We start from the raw sequence: 18,899 nt of genomic DNA on the forward strand, positions 1-18,899 counted from the left end.
AGTAGCGGACGCAGTCGCTGCGGCTCCTCACTCCCTGCGGGAAGCGGCCTTGCGCCGCGATTGCGACTCCCACCCCTCAGAGGCTACATTTACTGGCTAAGACCGCATCTGGGCCACAAAAGCGTTCGCTTCGTCGATGGACGCCTCCATTTGCTTGATCAGCACTTCCACCTCTTCCCGCAAGGCGAGGGAGGTCTTGTTCAAGGCCGCGATGGCTTGGGCGTTCAAGTTGTGCTTCAAAAAGAGAACCTGATCTCGAAAAGCGTTCAGCACCGGATCCATCTTCGCCGCCGCCCCATCCATTGCCTGTATCAAGTTCTTGGATAGCTTTTGCGTCGACTCCAACTGCTCCGCGCTCACCGCTCGCAACTCAGGGCTCGTGTACTGTTCCAGCTCGCCTTCCCATTCCTTGAAGAGCGCCTTGGATACCTCGTCGATCGCCTTGATGCGCGAACGCACTGCCTTCGCCTTCGCTTCGCTTTCATTGAAGGCGGCCTGCAAACGATCGTACACTGCCTTCAGTTCGCTCACGTCCACCTCCGAAACGGCTAGAAACTCCTCGAAAGCGCTTTCGAACTGCTCCTTGGCCTCCTCCTGGGCTTCCCGAGCTTCCTCTACTCGATCGACCAAGATGTCGCGCTTGTGCACGCCAAACTTCTCCATGGCCCCGTAGTAAGCGCTCTGGCAAGAACACAGCAGCAGACAGAACGAGGCCAACAAAAGCGGAACGGATTTCATCTCACCAAGCTACCGCCCTCTTCCCCAAAAACAATCGCAAAGAGAGCTTCCCTCGGATCGGGTCGGCAAGGCGGCATGGCCGCGGGCGCCGAGAGCCCTGCTCCTAAATCTCCCGCTCCTTCTCCTCGATCGCCAAGCGGTAGACTGCCTCCAAGCGATCGCCCACGTGTTGCAGGTCATGCGTCGCCGCCGCATCCAAGGAGGCCTGCCGCATGCGTCCATGCAACTCCCGGTCTTCCATCAAGCGCGTCATACGCTCCGCCATCTCCCGCACGTCGTCAGGCTCGAAAATCAAGCCATTCACTCCGTCATCCACCAGCTCGGGAATTCCTTTGGCCCGCGGACCAACCAACGGCAAGCCGAAGGCCAAGGCCTCCAATATGCTCACCGGTTGGTTCTCCGTCTTGCTGGCCGTCACGAAGACGTCGCCCAGCAAGGGATAGTTTTGCTTCATTAAAATGTCGCGCTCGACGCGGCCCGTCCGGATCACGGAATCCTTGATTCCCAGCTCCTCAATCTTCGCGTCCACCGCCTCGTCCCCCGGACCGTTCCCGATCAACACGAACTTAGCCTTGGGATTCGCCTCCAAGGTCAGGGCAAAGGCCTCCAAGGCCACTTCCAACGACTTTTCCGGCGAAACCCGTCCGATGTAGATGAAGGCAAAATCCTCGATTCCCATCGACTTGCGAAACGCCTCGATCTCCTCCGGCGGACGCAGGCTCATGCGCTCGATCCCGTTGGAAAGCACGGTGGTGGGACGCCACATGCCCCGCGAAACCAAGTGGTCCCGCACCGACTCCGAAGGGCTCACTATCTGGTTGCAGCGATTGAAAAAGCCCACCGAGTACTTCCACATCAACTTTTGGGTCCAACCAAATGCCGGCAGGTAGAACTGCCGCAAGTAGTCCGGTTCAGCAAAAAAAGTGTGGAAGGTGCCCACGATCGGCACGTTCTTCCAACGAGCCAGCAACATTCCCTCCAAGCCGCAGCCGAACTCCGTGTGCACGTGCACCAGGTCAGGCGGATCCTGCCGCAATCGCCGGTAGGAGTAGAGAAAGAGAGGCATCGACCAACGCAGCTTCGGGATGTTGAAAGTCGGTACCGAGAACGGCAAGCCATAGACCGATACGCTCGAATCCAAGCCCGGAACCGTCTCGAAAGAGTCCGCCTTGCTGGCGCGCGGGTGAAAGATGCTCACGCTGTGACCGCGACGCGCCATCTCGTTGGCTTGATTGTAAACCGCTGAGCTGACGCCAGATATGTACGGCAGGAAACTATCTGTAAAAAGGCAAATTCTCATTTGGGACTACCTCGTTTTCCTCCGGTGGGGGCACCCGAAAACAAGGCCGCCGAATCTGCCAGCCGCCCAAATCCCCCGCAAGCCCCGAATCGAAGGGAACCAAGCGCCCCCTCGGCATTCTCATAATTTTAACCCTTCAGCCATCAGCCATATTCCTTCAACCTTCAGACATGCCTGACCCACGCATCGCCGCGATCCGCGAATCCCTCACCACCCACATCCACGGCAAGCCTGCCGCCATCGACTCCGTCATCACCTGCCTCATTGCCGGCGGACACATCCTCATCGAAGACGTTCCGGGAGTGGGAAAAACCACCCTTGCCTACGCCCTCTCGAAAGCGCTGCACAGCGACTTCAACCGCATCCAATTCACTTCCGACCTCATCCCCTCCGACATCATCGGCGTCTCCATCTACCAGAAACCGGAGTCCCGCTTCGTTTTCCATCCCGGCCCCATCTTCGCAAACGTCGTGCTGGCCGACGAAATAAACCGCTCCTCCCCAAAGTCCCAATCCGCCCTGCTCGAGGCCATGGAACGCGGTCTCGTTACCGTCGACGGAGAGTCGCACCCCATCGAGCGCCCCTTCATCGTCATCGCCACTCAAAATCCCGTCGACTTCGAAAGCACTTTCCCTCTGCCCAACGCCCAGCTCGACCGCTTCCTCATGCGCATTTCCATGGGCTACCCTGACGCCCAGTCGGAAAAGGAAATGCTGAAAGCGGGAGCCCTGCACTACGACGACATCGACATCGCCCCTGTAGTTGAAAAACAAGACATAGCAGACCTCCAAGCCCTCGCCCGCGAAATCTTCATCGAAGATTCCACCTACGACTACATCCACGACATCGTCACCAAAACCCGCGATCACCACGCCGTGGAAGTCGGCGTCAGCCCGCGGGGAGCCCTTGCCTTTAAGACTGCCGTGCAAGCAGCCGCTCTGGTCGACGGTCGCGACTTCGTTACTCCCGAAGACATTCGCCGCCTCGCCAAGCCTTGCCTCGCCCACCGCCTCCGCCTCCACGAGCGACATGGCTTCGACCTCGACTGGAACGCCGCCGCCGACCTCATCGGCGACATCTTGACCGAACTCCCCCAACCCCACCAGAAGGACTGATTCTCTAATCCCCAAGCAGCGGATTCGCAGGAGATCCAAAGCATCGACGCCAAATGAAACCCAAGCGAGAGAAAGCGCCCAGCATCTCCGTTTCCTCGGAGGAATCCGGACGGGTCGTGCTGCGGCTTGGCTTAATCTCCCTCGTCATCTACCTGGTCCTTCAAGTCGACTTTCTTGCCATCGTCGCCTGCGGCCTGCTGGGCGTATACTGGTCGTCCTCCATGCTCGCTCGTTCAAGCCTTGCCGGCCTCCGGATCGCCATATCCACCAAACAACTACGCGCTCGCTGCGGAGAACCAGTCGATGCCCGCGTCCACCTAAAGAACGAGAATAGCGTCCTCCCCATCTTCTACCCCACCTTCTCCATCCGCGAGGAATCGACCCGGCGGATCCAAGCCTTCCAATTCCACGGAATCGTGTTCCCCGGAAAGGGAGCGCAGCTGAGCGTCGACCCCATCCTCAATACCCGCGGACTCTGGCATTTGGAAGCCGACTCGCCACGCATCCAATTCCCTTTCGCCCTTCATCTCGCCCAGTCTAAGGCCACTTCGAAATCCCCTGAGATCGTGGTCTGGCCGCGCCCCGAAACCTTGGATGTCGACTCCCTGCTCAACGAGCCACCTCGCTTCCGCTTCGAGACCTCCGGAGAGCAGTCCATCCTGTCCGAGAATATTGAAGCAGCCCGGATCCGCGACTACCAAGCCGGCGATCCCAAATCCCGCATCAACTGGAAGCTCTCCGCGAAATTGGACAAGCTCACCATTATCGAACCACGCGACGAACGCCAAGAACGCTACGAGCTCCACCTCGAAACCTCCAAGGAGCTTTGGCCAAGCGAACTTGCCTTCGAGCGCATGCTTCGACTGGTCACAACCCTCGTATCCGAACTTTCACGACGTAAGCTAGTTCAAGGCATCACCATCGATGCCCTCCACTACCCGCTTGCTAACAACCGGGACCTCATCCGTTTCTACGATGCCCTCGCCGTTGCGACACCCAGCTCAAAATCGCCCGAAGCGCCCTTACCTCCCCGTCGCCACCACCTCTGGATCCTTCCCGCTCCCAACTCCGAAATCCTGCTCGCGTCCCAATCCGCCCCCACTTTCGAAAGGGAGGTGGTTAGATGACCCTCAAGCCCCCCCAAGCGACTCGCCCCGCTCGCATCACCTTGAGCTACTGGCTGGCCCTCAGCAGCGGACTAATCGCATTCGCCATCGTTTCGCAGAACCCGCTACTCACCCTCGCAATCGGTGGCGGCAGCCTCGCATTGAAATGTTTTCCTCGCTCCGCCTCCAAGTTCGTTCGATACGGATCGCAATTCGTCTTCACCCTGCTGGTCTACACGGCGGCCCTACTTCCCCTTTGGCCTGAACCGTATTCGGATTACTACTACAGCCCCCTTGTCCTTATCTTTTGCGTTTCCCTGATCGCCGCCCTCAATCGCTTCAGCTACGGCGGAAGCCGCGGCGTAACAAGCATCGCCGCCATCGCCTTCCTCCTGTTCATCAGAAACATCTTGCTCTTCTTCCACTTCGAGGCGCCGCTTGCCGAGCTCGGCTACAGCCTCGCTTTCGTCGCCCTCATGGAAGTCGCGCTTTCGCCGCGCTTCAAGGACAGCGAGGACCATCCCCACCCGGAACTCGTGTTCGGGCTCCTCCTCGCCCTCGTTGCCAGCTTCCACTTCACCTCTCTTCCGCTCGGCCTCGTGCTGGCCGGTCTTCCCATCATCGCCTTTCTCGTCCGCAATCACGAGCTGGCAAAAATCGCCAACGAACACACTCGGCCCGCACACTCCCTTTCTCCCAGCGCGCCCTCGCCAGCATTCGCCCTCAATCGCTTCGCCCTCGCTGGCCTGCCGCTACTCATCGCCTTCCTCCTCTACATTACGGCCCTACAGGCTCCGTTCTGGGGAGACTTCCTCCCGGATAACGCTCCCTACTTCACAAAGTCGGTCGCCCAAAAAGCGAACTCCATCTCGCAAGCCTCCAACCTTGAGGACGAGATCGTGACCGACACAACCAACCGCGTCGTCAACCCGCAACTCATTCGGGAAAAGGCCAAGCAAATCGCCCAAAACTGGCAAGGCGAACCGCAACAAAAACCGCCTCCCAGCGGACGCGAAAACGAAGGAAACAACAAGCGCTTCTCCCAAAACCTGAGAGACGATGCGGCAAAGCCCCAGCCCTACGACGAGGACAACTTCGAGTATCGACTCGGCCCCTTCGCCCGTGACCGAGCCCGCCCCCCTTCCCAGACCTACGACGCTTCGGAACAAGGCGGTGGCGGCCTTCGGTTTCCACAGCTTTCCGAATCTCGCCCTCAGCCCTCGGGACAAAGAAGACTCGACACCGGAACTCCACCCACGCCGGATGGACTCAAGCCCGGCGTGCCCGGAGGCTTGGATACCGACATCAGCAACTTCACCGGCGGCCCTGAAACAGGGCTCGCTTCCAACTCCCCCTCCGACGAAAGCCTGAGCCAGCTGCAACGCTCGGCCACCGAGCCGCTCGCTCCCGAAGCAGATTCGCCCACCGAAGATTTCGACAGGTTCCTCGACTCCTTCGAGCAACCCGAGAAAGCGATCACCCAAGCGCTCAACCTCGAAGGCAGCGACGTCTCCGCCCTTCTCAGCGAGGAAGCCCTTGCCATCGTCAAACTCGACTCGCCCCGAGCCGCCCCTCGCCGACTCTACCTGCGTAGTAACGTATTGGATACAGTAGACCGTTACGGAATGGGCGCCATCCGCGGGAGCGAAGGTCGCGTCGAACTGCCCGCAGACGAGGATCGCATTCTTACCCTGCGCAGCTTTCGCCAAAGCAAAAGCGAGGGCAGCTCGCTGACGATCACCTCCAATCAAAGCCGCAGCCCCACCTTGCCCTTGCCAGAGTCGTTTGGGCGTATCCAAGTTTTCGGGGCCGACACCCTGAACGTGTATCCAGAGGAACGAGTGGCACTCGCCCCCCGCTCCGAGGAGCCGATCTCCTACCGCGTCTACGAGGCGGACCTGGAAGTGACGGATCGAGAACGAAAAGGTTCCAGCCCGAGCGAAGCCTATCGCCAACGCATGCTGGAGGTACCGCTCGACAGCGACGACCGCGCCTACCTAGAGAAACTCGCCAAACGAGTGGGTGGCAGCCGATCCCCCACTCGCCAATTCGCGTATCGGTTCGCCAACTACTTCTCCCACCGCCACCCTTACTCCTATTTCGTCGACATTCCGCCAGGGCCCGGACACTCCGTCGTTCGTTGGCTGGAAAACGAGTCCCCCGGACTCTGCTCCAACTACGCTGCCGCCTTCGTCCTGCTCGCCCGCAGCCGCGGCATTCCTGCTCGCGTTGTCGGAGGCTTCGCGTCGGACGAGTTCGACAGCGCCGAGAAACGCTATATCATGCGACAACGCAACGCGCACGCATGGGTCGAGTTCCTCGACGAATCCGATAAGTGGATACGCTTCGACCCCACCCCTGGCATAAGCGAGACGGAAATTCGCCGCGCGGAACAATACGTCACCGCAGGCAACCCTCTCAGCCTCATGCGCCTGCTCGCCAAAGAGGAGCAAGCAAGCTCGGACAAGGAAGACACCGACGATCGAAGCTCCTCCCCCGATTCCGAACCGGCTCAGGAGACCGAACCTCCCCTCGAGCTCGCAAAAACCGAAAGCGCTGAGCCAGTCCCAACCACGCCTGCGGAGAGTACCCCTCCCCAAGCGAAAGCCACCTCCACGCCCGAATCGGGGCCTGGCCCCGAAAATGCGGCCGTCACGCAGACGGCCAGCCCCACTCCCAAGCCTTCCCAAGCGTCCCCCTCGAAGCCCGAGACGAAACCATCCACCCCTCCATCGCCGCCCGCCCAACAGCCTACAACTAACAGCGAGAACCCAAATTCCACTTCTCGAACAGCAAACGAGGACGCCAACCCGCCTTGGCTTCTCCTACTGGCCGTGTTGGCCCTCGTCATTCCAACCATCGCCTATCTCATGCGCTTCAAAAAACCAGCCCCCGCGAGCCCCGAACTTCAGCTTCGCCAACAGGCCGGCCGCCTGTTGGCCCAGCTCGACTCCCTCCTCCAGCAGCACGAGCTCACCGACGACCCGATCTGGATCGAGACCCGCCAAAACCTCTCCGAGCAGCGTTACGGTCGCGACACCAACCCCATCCTCGTCGAGGACCTCGCCGTCAAAGTAGCCCTCCTCTCCAAGCGGAAGCCAAACTAGGCGAGCCCCTGTTCCGCGTCTCCCGATTTTCCTGGCAATTTATTTTCTGAATAAATGCCCAGATGGCTTCGTCTTTCTCGTGTTGGACCCCGCTCCAGCACTCGTTTTCACTACCCTGGACAAACTGACTTCAAGGACAGCGACCTATCCCATCGCCTCCCAGGGCGTAGCAAGGCCCCGCCACAAAGGAAATTTAGCACCATGCAAAACCCAGCTCGCAACCGTCTCCTCCGCAGCTCTAAGGCAGTCTTCGCCTGCGCCTTAGCCATGCTCCTGCTCCCCCTTCCCTACAGCACGCTCGAAGCAGGCGGACGCTCCCGAGAAACCCAAGGGCAGGGACAGACCAATAACTCTTCCCAACGCTCGGCTCCGAGCCGCACCCAGCCTCGCGCCCAAGCCCGCCCAACCCCGCCGCCACCTCCCCCCGCTTCCAACAATAGCCGCAATAGCAACCGCAGCAGTTCGCAACAACGCGTCCAACCTTCGCCGCCACCCCGCGTTTCTACCCCCAGCCGCACCCCTTCGCGCTCCACAACCCAGCCACGTCGCACAACGCCCCCGCGCAGTGCCCCATCCGTCACCCCTTCGCGCACACCTCAACGGACGCCTCCCCCTCAGGTACGCACCACTCCTCAGGTACGCACCACTCCCCAAGCGAGCAGAACCCCGTCCCGCGCCACGACTCCCCAGCAACGTCGCGTCACTACCGCGACCACGCAAAACCGCAGCTCGCAACAGAATCGAGCAACCGTCAGCCGCCCGCAGAGCAATCGGAGCTCCACCATCACCACCAACCGCACTCAACGCAGGGCTCCCGAAAAGACCGCTACCGTAAGTCGCAGCACAAGCACCCAAACGCGGGTGACCACCCCCAGCTCCACGCAGATACGACGCGCCAACATCGCCACCATCACCCGAGCCAACCGCGACCCCCAGAACCGCAATTCAAGAAACAGTACCGTCACCCCTGCTCGTAACCAATCGATCAATACACACCGAGCCTCTACCACGACCACTCGCACAACGACCGTAAGCCGTAATCAGCGAGGCAGTTCCGATCAGGGCGATAGAAACAGAAACGAACGCCCCAGTCGCCAGATTACCGTAGAAAAGAGCTACGACCAGAACCGAGACGTAGCCCGCACTGTCTACCAGGAACGACGCGAAAAGACGCGAGCCACCGTTAGCCAGCGCCGAGATCGCGAACGCCAGCAAGTCATCAACCAAATCGAAGGCAAAGGCCAAGGACACGATCGCAACGTTCATCCCAAAGTCGCGATTCGCCAAGAGCTCGCGGAACGCTCGCGCCATGACCATCGCGACCAACGCGCCCGCAACGACCGCCACGGCAACCGCACCACCCGCATCATCCATTTCGACAAGCACCACCATCGCCACAGTTCGAGCTGCGGGCACCACTACTACGAGGGTCGCTGGCACGACTTCCCCCGTCACCACCGCCACTATGACGGCTGCGGCCACCATCGCCACTCAGGGACATGGATCTCATTCAGCATCGGCCATGTCCACGGCATCGGTTGCGGACACTTCTACGAGAACGGCATCTGGCTGTCCCACGTCGGAAGCCGCCACCGCCACTACTCCGGTTGCGGGCACTATTACTACGACGGTTTTTGGCACAATACATCCTGCTATCACATCCATGGACCCGGCTGCGGACACTACTACTACGACGGCCGCTGGAACGATTTCCCCCACACCCACGTCCACACCGACTACTGCGGGCATATGTACGACGGAAGCCGCTGGCTCATCGTCAGCTCGGACACTCATGTCCATAGCGCCAACTGCGGACACTACAAAATCTCAGGTCGGTGGTATGCGTATCCGAGAGAATACTACACCATGAATCGGGAAAACAGCCTCTACTTCTTTGTGGACCTAGGCGACTATCGCAACCGGAACATCCCCGAAGAAGCGTACGAAGCATACCTCGACGGCGGCAGTCCCGTCGACATCTTCCGCTCGAGCCAAGCCTTGGCCAAAGCCTACGCAGCCTTTGCCAAAGGCAGCTACTACGACTCCCTCGTACAATTCAAGATCGCGAGCAAGAGGGAACCGCAGAATGCCCTCATCCACCTCGCCAGCGCCCAAGCCCAGATCGCCGTAAAAGACTATCGATCCGCCTTCGACGACATCGTACGCGGTCTTGAACTCTTCCCCGAGTGGGCAGACGCATACGTTAACCTAAGCGAAATCTACTCCCGCACCGAAGACCTAGAGCGGCACTCCCAGCTCCTCAAGGACTGGGTCGCTCGCTACCCGCGCGACTACAAGGCCCACTTCGTCCTCGGATACTTCTACTACTTCCATCAGGAGTACGATGCCGCTAAAGACGAGCTGCTCTACGCCCTTTCTTGGGACGACGACCTCAAAGCCGCCCATATCCTCATGGACCACATCTTAGCCTTCGAGGCCGAGTCCGAAGTCCTCACCATCGAGGAAGAGGCCTCCCCCGAGGAAGAAGCCATCATCACCACAGAATGATACACGGTGCGCGGCCGCGAGCCGCGACTACAAAGGGGAAGGCTGAAGCAGCTTACTCAGCCTTCTCTTCAGCTTTTCCCGCGAGCGCTTCTCGATGGGCATCCAAGCGCAGGATTTCCGTCTCCAGAAACTGTATACGTTTTTCCGCTGTCGCTCTTTCCTCATCGACGAGCGATCCCAGCTTCTTTTCCAGTTCCCCCTTCTCCTTCACGTACTCGTCACGCTGAAACCCGAGGCGCTCCACCGTTTCCGCTTCCTCCGCCTTGTCGAAAATCCGCTCTTCGGGCACGTCGTCTTTCACAGTAACCTCCACCGGCAAGGGGCTGGAACGCGGCATGATCTGTTGACCGTCTTTCAGTGGACGCTGCATCATGGCGCTGGGCGATAGGATTTCGATCCCCGCATTGTGCAAGGTGTTCAATACGTTGACGTGCAACTGGGAACGACGACTCACCAGCTGCTTAACTTCAGTCAACAATCCCGCCACTCGGTACACCACCGAAAAGTCCCCCAATTCCATCACCCGCACGAAGGGGTCTTTCAAATCGGACTTGCGGGCGGCCTCCAAAAGCAAGGGCTCCACCGTTCCCTGGTGTACGTCGTATCCTAGCGACACGCTGGCAGAAATGATGGTACCGGAATTGCGGACCACCGTAACCGGATTGGTGACAAGGTACAAATTCGGCAAAGTCGTCAGGTCTCGGTCCTCCGTTTGGATCTCCGTGTGGAATAGCCCGCGAGCCGAAACGCGACCAAAAGTATCTCCCACCCTAACAAAGTCGCCCGAGTGAAACGAAGCAATCGAGCGGATCATGAAACCGCCCATCGCGTTCGCTACAAAGGTCGTCGAAGACAGGCCGATAATGCCGGTGAGCACCAAACCGAACAAACCAAGCAGCTGGTCCTTGGTGGCGTTCTCCAGCGGCAGGGCGATGATGACCGCCACCAGGGAAAAGGCCAATAGGGCGAGCATGACGATCGGCCGCGAGAAGTTGTTGTGCGTACCAAACTTCGCTTCCCGCCGCGCAAAGTACCACCGCGCGACCAATAAGACCGCCGCCACCACGCTCAAGGTGACGAGCAAAGGAAAATAGCTGGGAAAGGATTCAACAAGGTCAGCAGCGTCCGGCATCTCTCCAGACAAATCCCAAGCCGCCGTTCTGCCAACCTCAAAACCGCGTCGAGACCAAGGTCGAAGAAGCGGAAAGTCCCATCGAGGAGCGCCTCAAATCAAGGGTAAGCAAGAGACCGAGGCAGCGGCGACCCCGTCAATCCGCGCTATGCGGAACCCTTACCACCTTCGCCATCTCGTAGTCGCGTTTCGCCAATTCCAAGAGCAAGCGCTCATAGTCGCGATCCCCTAAATTAGCAGACCGGGTCATGATCCAAGCGAGATCCTTATCGGGATGGCCAATGACCGTTTCCTTGTAGTCCGGAGACACATACAGAATGTAGTAAGGAGAGGTAAACAAGCCGAAGAAACGCATCCGCCACTCGGCGTTCGTTTGGGTATCGTGCACCCAGCCACGCGGCGTCATCGTCTTCCACTTCCCGTCGAAGCCTCCCTTCTGAAACCGGTAGGTCGTCTGGATTTTTCCGTCCTCTTCAAGCTCGTAAGTTTCGGTGGCGTTGTAGGCATTCTTGTCCAACGGAGTCGGCGTGTATCCATGCACGTACCAAGTTCCCATAAATCGATCGAGGTCCACGTACTCCGCCAAGGTCTGGTTGGGGCTTGCATTCTCATCTTTAGAGCACGCGACCAACAACCAACCGGCAAACGCCACCAACGCAATAACGAGTATCCATTTCATAATTCCTCCTTTCTCTAACGCTTCTTGCTGAACAACGAACCAAGCCCGCCATCGATGCCAATTGTCTGTCCCGTTACCCAGCTTTGCTCGCCATTCAACAACCACTGCAAGGCGCTAGCCACCTCTTCCGGCTCGCCGATCCGCCCCATCGCATGCATCGCTTGCGAGGCCTTCAAAGCCATCTCGTTGCCCACGATCGGATCCGACATCTTGGACGACACCAAGCCTGGCGCCACGCAGTTTACGCGAATCCCGTAGCTCGCGTAAGTCGCCGCCGCCGAAAGGGTCAAACCAATCACTCCCGCCTTGGCAGCCGCAATCGCATCATGATTCGGAAAACCGTGTCGTGCCGCCGCGGACGAGCAAAGGGCAATCGAGCCACCTGTTTTCATCAATCGCTTGGCGAGCGAACGAATCGCCGCGAAACAGGTGGATAGATTTATTTCCATCACAGACTCGAATTCCGCCTTGCTCGTCAGGTGAGCCGGTTTCAGCAGAATCGATCCCACGCAAACAGCTAGACCATCGATTTGCCCGAACGCCTCCTCCGCGTCGTCGTACAAATTCGGATACGCTTCCCAGTCAGTCGCATCCATCTCAAACAAGCGGGCCGACTCAAGCTTCGGGTTCTTCCGCGCCTCCTCCTCATCGCGCACGGCCGCCACCACGGAGTGCCCCGCTCGAGCCAATCGCTCCACTAGCGCGCCACCGATCGCTCCGTTACCACCGACTACCACATACGTTCCCTTGCTTTTCATTCCTTGTCTCCTTTCGTCAAAATTCCTCTCTGCCGCATGCTCCAGAGCACCCAGGTCCCTCCTGCGAAAAACACGGCCACTCCCGGACCGAAGGCCCAGGCGACCGCCCGGTAGACCCCGTCGGACTGCTCGCCGCCGCCTTCCTCGAATCCAATGCTCCACAGGAACGCCCCGGAAACCGCCAGCCCACCCGCCCGGGCCATCTTGGTGGCAGTTCGCCAAAGTCCGTAATAAGCTCCGCCGAGCGAAAGCTGGGAGTCGTCTCCATCCTCCTGCACCACGTCAGAAAAGAGGGCTTCCAACAAGACCACGCTGGACGCCACCAATCCTCCGATCACGACTACCAGCAGCACCGGCCCCACGCTTTGCGGCGGCATTAGCGGGTAAGCCACCGCCGTCAATACCGTCAACCCCAAGGCCCCGTACAGCGACAAGCGCAATTTTCCGAAACGCCCGCCGAAGTGCACCCACGCCGGCGTGGCAGCCATGACCGTTACCGACAGGCCCATCAGAGCTAGGGCGACCTGCTGGTCGGTGAACCCCAGCGTCCCCTTGTAGAAGATAAGCGCCAAGCTGCCATTCACCGCTCTGCCCATGGCAATAAACATAAAGGCCGCTACCACGAATCGAAACCCACGGGAACGGAAGGCCGACTTAAAAGCGTCCATCAAACGGGAAGCCCCACCAAACGTATCCGCTCGGGCACTACCGGAAGCCGTCCAAACCGTGGCCATGGCCACGACGACGAAAAACAGAGCTGCGACCGCAATCCAAAGCGACGACTCGCTACGGTTTTCCAGCAACGCTTCGCGGTCGCCACTCTCCAGGGACTCGCCCGCGGCGATGGCCAAGACAGCAGGAATGGCGAGACCCAATATAAGGCCTCCTCCGCTAAAAACCAACCTCCACCCGAAAAACCCCGCCCGCTCGCGGGCGTCTTTCGCCAAATCGTTTATCAGGGCCAGGTAAGGAACCACCACCATCGTGATCGCCGTATTCAAAATCAAATACCACCCAAGAAGCTGCCAGAATAGAAGCGATTCGCTCGCCTGAGCGTCTGGCGAGAAAAGATAGAGGAAAGAGACTGACATGAACGGAGCTCCCAGCAACACGTACCAAAGTCGTTTCCCCCGCGCGGTTGCCGCAGTCGTCCGGTCCGAAATCAATCCCATCAGCGGATCGCTAACCGCATCCCAAACCACGGCTAAAGCCAACGCTGTGCCTGCTAGAGCCGGACTCAAGCCGGCGGAGACGTACAGTTCCAGGAGGTAGACCTGCAACATAACCTCCATCGACACCAACCCGACCTCTGCCGATCCGTATCCAGACTTCAACCACTGGCTTTGGCCGCGAGAGGATTTGCCTGCGGAAGAACTCATTCGGGTCGCGCCTCCCTCCGGCGCGCCCTCAGTTCAGCGGCCCGCATCGGCATCGCGTCAATTCGGTCGAATAACGCTGGCAAATCTAATTTCCCTCGCTGAAAGGCCTTGGCTCCTCCATCCTTCCCAACCAAAACGAATTGCTCGCTCGAGAGATCTAAGTCCCAGATCTGGCGCCATCGCTCGCGCTCCTCCCGCCCGATGGATCGAGAGAATTCAGTGAGCACCTCGACTTCGCCCAAGTTGACCAGCAACATGTCGCGGTCCGCCAGTTCCACCGACCATCGCTCCACCGCCGTCCTCATCGCGGCGGCTTCCGACTCCGACGAAACCACATACGCCACCACCCGATTTTTCCACTGCAGGCTTTCCAAGGAAGCTATCGGGGCGTCGCCGCCAGAGGACTGCCAGTAGAACAACAAGCCGAAGAGGGACACGCCGAGGCGCATCAACCGGCTTCGCGCTCGCCTCCCCACCAAATTTTCGCAGTTATTGCTCGTTCTCATAAGTTAGCCCAAAAAACGAATCCCGAACGATCCATTTCTAATTCAAACGTGCAGTCGGGCCGAAACTAATGCAAAAACATCCCGAAATCCCTCGGTTTTACTTTATTCATGCTTAGTTCAAGCAAGCATTCCGAACAATGAGCGAATCACCTCCCCTCCGCTGCGAAAAGCTTCAAAAGGCCTTCGGCAAACGTACCTTGTTCTCCGAGATCGACCTGGAGCTTCGCCCGCGTGAACGTCTCGCTCTCCTCGGAGCCTCCGGCTCAGGCAAGTCAACGCTCCTGCACTGCCTGAGCGGCGTCATGCCGGCCGACTCCGGACGCGTCTGGCTCGCCGGCGAGCGCATTGACAAACTGGACAGCAACGCCCTTGCTCAAATCCGGCGTCGCAAAATCGGTACCGTCTTCCAGTTCTTTCACCTGCTTCCCACCCTTACCGCTCGGGAAAACATCGAACTGCCCCTTCAACTCTTAGGCCAAGCCAGCCCGCAACGGAACGAGCGGGTTTCAGCGCTGCTCGAGCGCATGGGAATCAGCCACCGGGCCGACGCCTTCCCCGCCGCCCTTTCGGGCGGGGAGATGCAACGCGTCGCCATCGCCCGGGCCATCGCCCATCGGCCTCCCGTCCTCTTCGCCGACGAGCCGACAGGAAATCTCGATAGCCGCTCCGGCGAATCTGTGCTCCAGCTCCTCAAAGAGCTCACCGACGAGGAAGGCGCCGCGCTCCTGATGGTTACCCATAGCGACGAAGCCGCGAGCATCTGCCAACGCCAACTCCACCTTGCCGACGGCGTTCTCCGCGAAACCGCTCACCCTGACGCCTCTCGATGACCCTCTCGCTTTTCGCTAGCCTGTTCTGGCGCTTCGGCGTGCGCTACTGGATACACCACTGGCTGAAACTGCTGTTGCTGGTTTCCATCGTAGCCCTCGGCTGCGGAGCGTTCCTGGCGATCGGACTTGCCAATCGAGCTTCCACCCAAAGCTTCGACCGCTTCGCCCAAACCGTTTCCGGGCAGAGCCAACTGGTAGTCACGCCCGCTCTCGGCGACCTCTCCTTGGACGATCTGCGTTCCATCCGTATCGCTTTGCTCGATACGGAGGCAACCCTGGTTCCTCAGGTCGTGAGCAGCGCTCGACTCAACGACCGCCCCGACCTCGCCGCTGAAGATTCCGTTTTCACCCTCGTCGGCATGGACTTGCTGGCCGCCTCCAACTTCCTCTTGCGGCACGGATCCGAAACAACCTTCCTTTCCACGGATCCGAGCCAGCCCTCGGGACCATTGGAGCGACCTCGCGGAGTCTACGCCCAAGCGGAAACCTCAAGGGCCTACAGCTGGGACTCCTCCAGTACCCTCGCCCTTTTCGTAGAGGACAGGCTTGTGAACCTGCCTTGGGTCGGCGAACTTCCGCAACCGGAGGACAAACGCCAAGTCGCCTCCAACGTCCTCATCATGGATTGGCGAGACCTCAGCGAATTGCTCGGAAAGCCACTGCACGCGAATCGCGTCGACATTGTCTGGAGCGAAGAAGACCGCTCCGACACTGAGATTCAACAGGCCATCAGTCATCTGGAAAAAGCCAATCCTGGCACTTGGGTCGTCGAGTCCCAAAGCCAACGCCAAGCGACAGGAGCAACCATGACCCTCGCCTTGCGCATGAACCTGCGAGCCCTCTCCGTGCTCTCCCTGCTGGTGGCAATATGCCTTGTTTTCCAAGCGATGGACAGCACTGTCGCCCGCCGCCAGGCAGAAGTGGCTACTTTGCACTCTCTGGGCGTATCCACAAGATTGACACGACTCCTTTGGTTCGCAGACGCCTGCCTCGTCGGATTCCTCGGTGGCGGACTCGGCCTTCTGCTAGGCGACCTAATGGCCCGCCTGTCTACCAAAATGGTCGGGCAAACCATCAACACGCTCTATTATAACGCTGGCTCTATCGATCACCGCTACTCATTCGCAGAGGCTGGACTGGCCTGGTCTCTGACCATCGTATTCTGTATCGCCGCCGGCTGGTGGCCAGCTCGCCAGGCAGCAAAATCTCCGGTAGTGGAAACCATCCGCCAAGGGAACCACCGATCGAGCTACTCAAGACCTTCCTACTGGATTGCTTCTGGCATCTTCGCCTTCCTTTCCGTAGTTGCCTACCTGATACCTCCTGTTCGAGCTGCGAACGGACACGCCATCCCAGTCGGCGGCTACGCCCTTGCCGTCCTCCTCATCGGCCTCGTAGCCAGCCTCGCCTGCCTGACGCTCGAATCCCTGGGCCAACTCTGCAACAGCCTGGGAAATCGCTACGCAAGCCTCCGGCTCGCGCTCTCCCAATTTCGCTTGCCCGTCACGCGACACCGACTCGCGCTCGCCGGGGTTATCCTGTCCGTTGGCATGACCGCGTCCATGATCTTCCTCATTGGCAGCTTCGAGTCGACCGTGCGCTCCTGGATTGGGAGCACGCTGCAAGCGGACCTGTTCATCCGTCCGAAGTCCGTCAGCGCATCGCACGATATCCCTGGCATTCGAAAGGAAATCATCGAATCCTTGAGAAACAACGAACGAACGAGCGACATCGGCGTAATCTATCGGGATAGTACCCGTATCCAAAACCTACCGACACAACTAGTCGGCTTCGACACCGACTACCTACACCGAATCGACCACACCACTTGGATCGAACGCCCCGACAATCTACTCGACTTGAAAAGTGGCGACACCGCTACGGTCAACGAAGCCTTCGCCAGCCGCTTCCAGAAAAAGGTAGGGGACCGCGTCGAAATACCGACGCGCCAAGGACCGCTGCAGCTTCGCATCATCGGAATCATCGCGGACTACGGAAACGAGAATGGAAGTCTCGGCATCGACAAGGAGCTTTTCCAGAACATCACAGGAAAAACACGCCCCAGCGCCGTCGCCTTACATCTGAAAGCCCCTCAGGAAATCGACAGCTACGCCCGCGAGCTGAGGGAAGCCCATCCTGCCCTCTTCGTGATGACCAATCGCTGGCTGCGCGAAGAGACCCTGCGCATTTTTAACCGCGTTTTCTCTATCACCTATGCTTTGGAAGGCATCGGCTTGCTCATCTCCGTAGTTGGCTTGGGCTCGATGCTCGCGTCACTGCTCATCGAACGCCGCAGCGAAATTGGGACCCTGCAACGTATCGGTTTCGACCTGCGATCGATCGCCCTCTCCAGCCTCTGGGAAGGGGTCGCTCTCGCCCTGCTAGGCATCCTATCCGGCCTCCTCCTCGGTTGCCTGCTCGGCCTCACGCTCGTATTCCTCATAAACAAGCAGTCCTTCGGCTGGACCCTTACCGTATCCATTCCTTGGAACACCATGCTCGGGCTTGGCCTATTGACCGCTGCCGGAGCGGGTATCGTTTCCTACTTCGTAGGACGCTGGTCCGCTAAGCTCCCACCCCTAGCAGAAGAATGAAGTCACTCGTTTCAGCGCTCATCGCAGCGATTGCCCTCGTGTACTCGCAGGCCGCGACTCCCTTCCCGGTCGAAACCGAAACGGGCTTCGCCATCGCTCGCCCCAACACGCCCTTGGAATTCCCTCGCGACCACGGCAGTCACCCTGACTTCAAAACGGAGTGGTGGTACATCACCGGCCACCTCACCGCCGACGATCGGGACCTCGGTTTTCAAATCACCTTCTTCCGCTCCGCCAGCAAGGAGAAACCTACCGCTCCCGCCGAGCAGGTCTACCTCGCCCACGCCGCCATCGTCGACAAGCAATCGGGCGAGTTCCTCCACGAAGAGCGACTGAATTCGGACGACTGGAACGCCGCTGCCAAAGTCGGCGCCCTCGATCTGTACAACGGCAACTGGTACCTGCGGATGACAAACCCCGAGAGCGAGGAAATGAAAACCCGCTTTTCGCTGCAGGACGTCGGCGTCTTAGAACTCAAGCTGCTCCCCGCTAAACCCAAGACGCTCTTCGGGGAAAACGGCTATTCCAAAAAGGGAGACGAGCCCGGAGCCGCCAGCTACTACGTTACCTTCACTCGCCTCGAAGTGTCCGGAACGCTCAAAAACAACCAATCGGAGACGCCGCTCACCGGTCTCGCTTGGATGGACCACGAATTCAGCTCAAGTCAGCTCAGTTCCGAGCAAATCGGCTGGAACTGGAGCAGCCTCATCCTCGACGACGGTAGCGAGCTGATGGCCTACGTCATGAGACGCCAAGACGGGGCCGTCGATCCCAACTCTCGGCTCACCCTCATTTCCCCTAAGGGCGAGAAAACCGAGTTCACCGGCAGCGCTTTCCAGTGGACTCCTACCCGCTTGTGGCAAAGTCCCCACTCCGGCGCCGCCTACCCAGTGGAGTACGCAATCTCCTGGGAAGACCGGAAACTGACCGTTCGCCCTTACGCCGACGACCAAGAACTCTCCGGCTCAATCGGCGACTTCGTCTACTGGGAAGGAGCCTGCCAGGTTTTCGACGAAAACGGTCGAAGCATCGGCCTCGGCTACACCGAACTCACCGGATACAACGAGTCGCTCAACGGAAAATTCTGAGACGTTGCTCTCCCTCGCCGTGGGAGCGTGCTCGTCAAGCGATTCTCCTCGTAAACAGA

General features: G+C 59.3%; 14 protein-coding genes. 7 read left to right on the forward strand and 7 right to left on the reverse strand.

The features are described from left to right. Window positions 1–96 precede the first annotated feature (96 nt). On the reverse strand, window positions 97–738 hold the full coding sequence (locus IEN85_RS05430; RefSeq protein ID WP_191616049.1) for a DUF2959 family protein: 642 nt from the start codon (window positions 736–738) through the stop codon (window positions 97–99). A 103-nt stretch (window positions 739–841) separates the two neighbouring features. Then, window positions 842–2,038: a glycosyltransferase gene (locus tag IEN85_RS05435; protein ID WP_191616050.1), complete on the reverse strand. Its 1,197-nt coding sequence runs from the start codon at window positions 2,036–2,038 to the stop codon at window positions 842–844. A gap of 170 nt (window positions 2,039–2,208) precedes the next feature. On the opposite strand from IEN85_RS05435, the gene IEN85_RS05440 reads away from it, so the two are divergent. From IEN85_RS05440 to IEN85_RS05455, 4 genes are all read left to right on the forward strand, one after another. Then, a complete protein-coding gene (locus IEN85_RS05440) occupies window positions 2,209–3,153 on the forward strand; it encodes an AAA family ATPase (RefSeq protein WP_191616051.1) in 945 nt (314 codons plus the stop codon). 53 nt (window positions 3,154–3,206) lie between these two features. Continuing rightward, the gene (locus tag IEN85_RS05445) at window positions 3,207–4,280 is read left to right on the forward strand and encodes a DUF58 domain-containing protein (protein WP_191616052.1); all 1,074 of its coding nucleotides are present in this window, start codon (window positions 3,207–3,209) and stop codon (window positions 4,278–4,280) included. Then, a complete protein-coding gene (locus IEN85_RS05450; RefSeq protein WP_191616053.1) occupies window positions 4,277–7,366 on the forward strand; it encodes a transglutaminase domain-containing protein in 3,090 nt (1,029 codons plus the stop codon). Before IEN85_RS05445 ends, IEN85_RS05450 begins: the two co-directional genes overlap by 4 nt. A 201-nt stretch (window positions 7,367–7,567) precedes the next feature. After that, window positions 7,568–9,874 (forward strand): hypothetical protein, encoded by a 2,307-nt coding sequence (locus IEN85_RS05455; protein ID WP_191616054.1) that lies wholly within the window; start codon window positions 7,568–7,570, stop codon window positions 9,872–9,874. Window positions 9,875–9,926: 52 nt separating this feature from the next. Here IEN85_RS05455 and IEN85_RS05460 read toward each other — a convergent pair whose 3' ends face one another. From IEN85_RS05460 to IEN85_RS05480, 5 genes are all read right to left on the reverse strand, one after another. Further along, the gene (locus tag IEN85_RS05460) at window positions 9,927–11,006 is read right to left on the reverse strand and encodes a mechanosensitive ion channel family protein (RefSeq protein WP_191616055.1); all 1,080 of its coding nucleotides are present in this window, start codon (window positions 11,004–11,006) and stop codon (window positions 9,927–9,929) included. A gap of 136 nt (window positions 11,007–11,142) precedes the next feature. Continuing rightward, the gene (locus tag IEN85_RS05465; protein ID WP_191616056.1) at window positions 11,143–11,685 is read right to left on the reverse strand and encodes a lipocalin family protein; all 543 of its coding nucleotides are present in this window, start codon (window positions 11,683–11,685) and stop codon (window positions 11,143–11,145) included. A gap of 14 nt (window positions 11,686–11,699) precedes the next feature. Next, window positions 11,700–12,443, reverse strand: a complete 744-nt coding sequence (locus IEN85_RS05470) for an SDR family NAD(P)-dependent oxidoreductase (protein ID WP_191616057.1) — start codon at window positions 12,441–12,443, stop codon at window positions 11,700–11,702. Next, window positions 12,440–13,822, reverse strand: a complete 1,383-nt coding sequence (locus tag IEN85_RS05475; protein WP_191616058.1) for an MFS transporter — start codon at window positions 13,820–13,822, stop codon at window positions 12,440–12,442. Before IEN85_RS05475 ends, IEN85_RS05470 begins: the two co-directional genes overlap by 4 nt. After that, on the reverse strand, window positions 13,819–14,328 hold the full coding sequence (locus IEN85_RS05480) for a DUF4174 domain-containing protein (protein ID WP_191616059.1): 510 nt from the start codon (window positions 14,326–14,328) through the stop codon (window positions 13,819–13,821). The genes IEN85_RS05475 and IEN85_RS05480 overlap by 4 nt, the downstream gene beginning before the upstream one ends. Window positions 14,329–14,465: 137 nt before the next feature. On the opposite strand from IEN85_RS05480, the gene IEN85_RS05485 reads away from it, so the two are divergent. From IEN85_RS05485 to IEN85_RS05495, 3 genes are read left to right on the forward strand one after another with little or no spacing between them, the layout of a single operon-like run. After that, complete coding sequence (locus IEN85_RS05485; protein WP_191616060.1) at window positions 14,466–15,158, forward strand: ABC transporter ATP-binding protein; 693 nt, start codon at window positions 14,466–14,468, stop codon at window positions 15,156–15,158. Beyond that, entirely contained in the window at window positions 15,155–17,752 is a 2,598-nt protein-coding gene (locus IEN85_RS05490) for an ABC transporter permease (RefSeq protein ID WP_191616061.1), read from the forward strand. Before IEN85_RS05485 ends, IEN85_RS05490 begins: the two co-directional genes overlap by 4 nt. Beyond that, a complete protein-coding gene (locus IEN85_RS05495; protein ID WP_191616062.1) occupies window positions 17,749–18,840 on the forward strand; it encodes a lipocalin-like domain-containing protein in 1,092 nt (363 codons plus the stop codon). Before IEN85_RS05490 ends, IEN85_RS05495 begins: the two co-directional genes overlap by 4 nt. The last annotated feature ends 59 nt before the right edge of the window (window positions 18,841–18,899 follow it).

Origin of the sequence: Pelagicoccus enzymogenes, assembly GCF_014803405.1 — a bacterium.
GTDB lineage: Bacteria > Verrucomicrobiota > Verrucomicrobiia > Opitutales > Opitutaceae > Pelagicoccus > Pelagicoccus enzymogenes.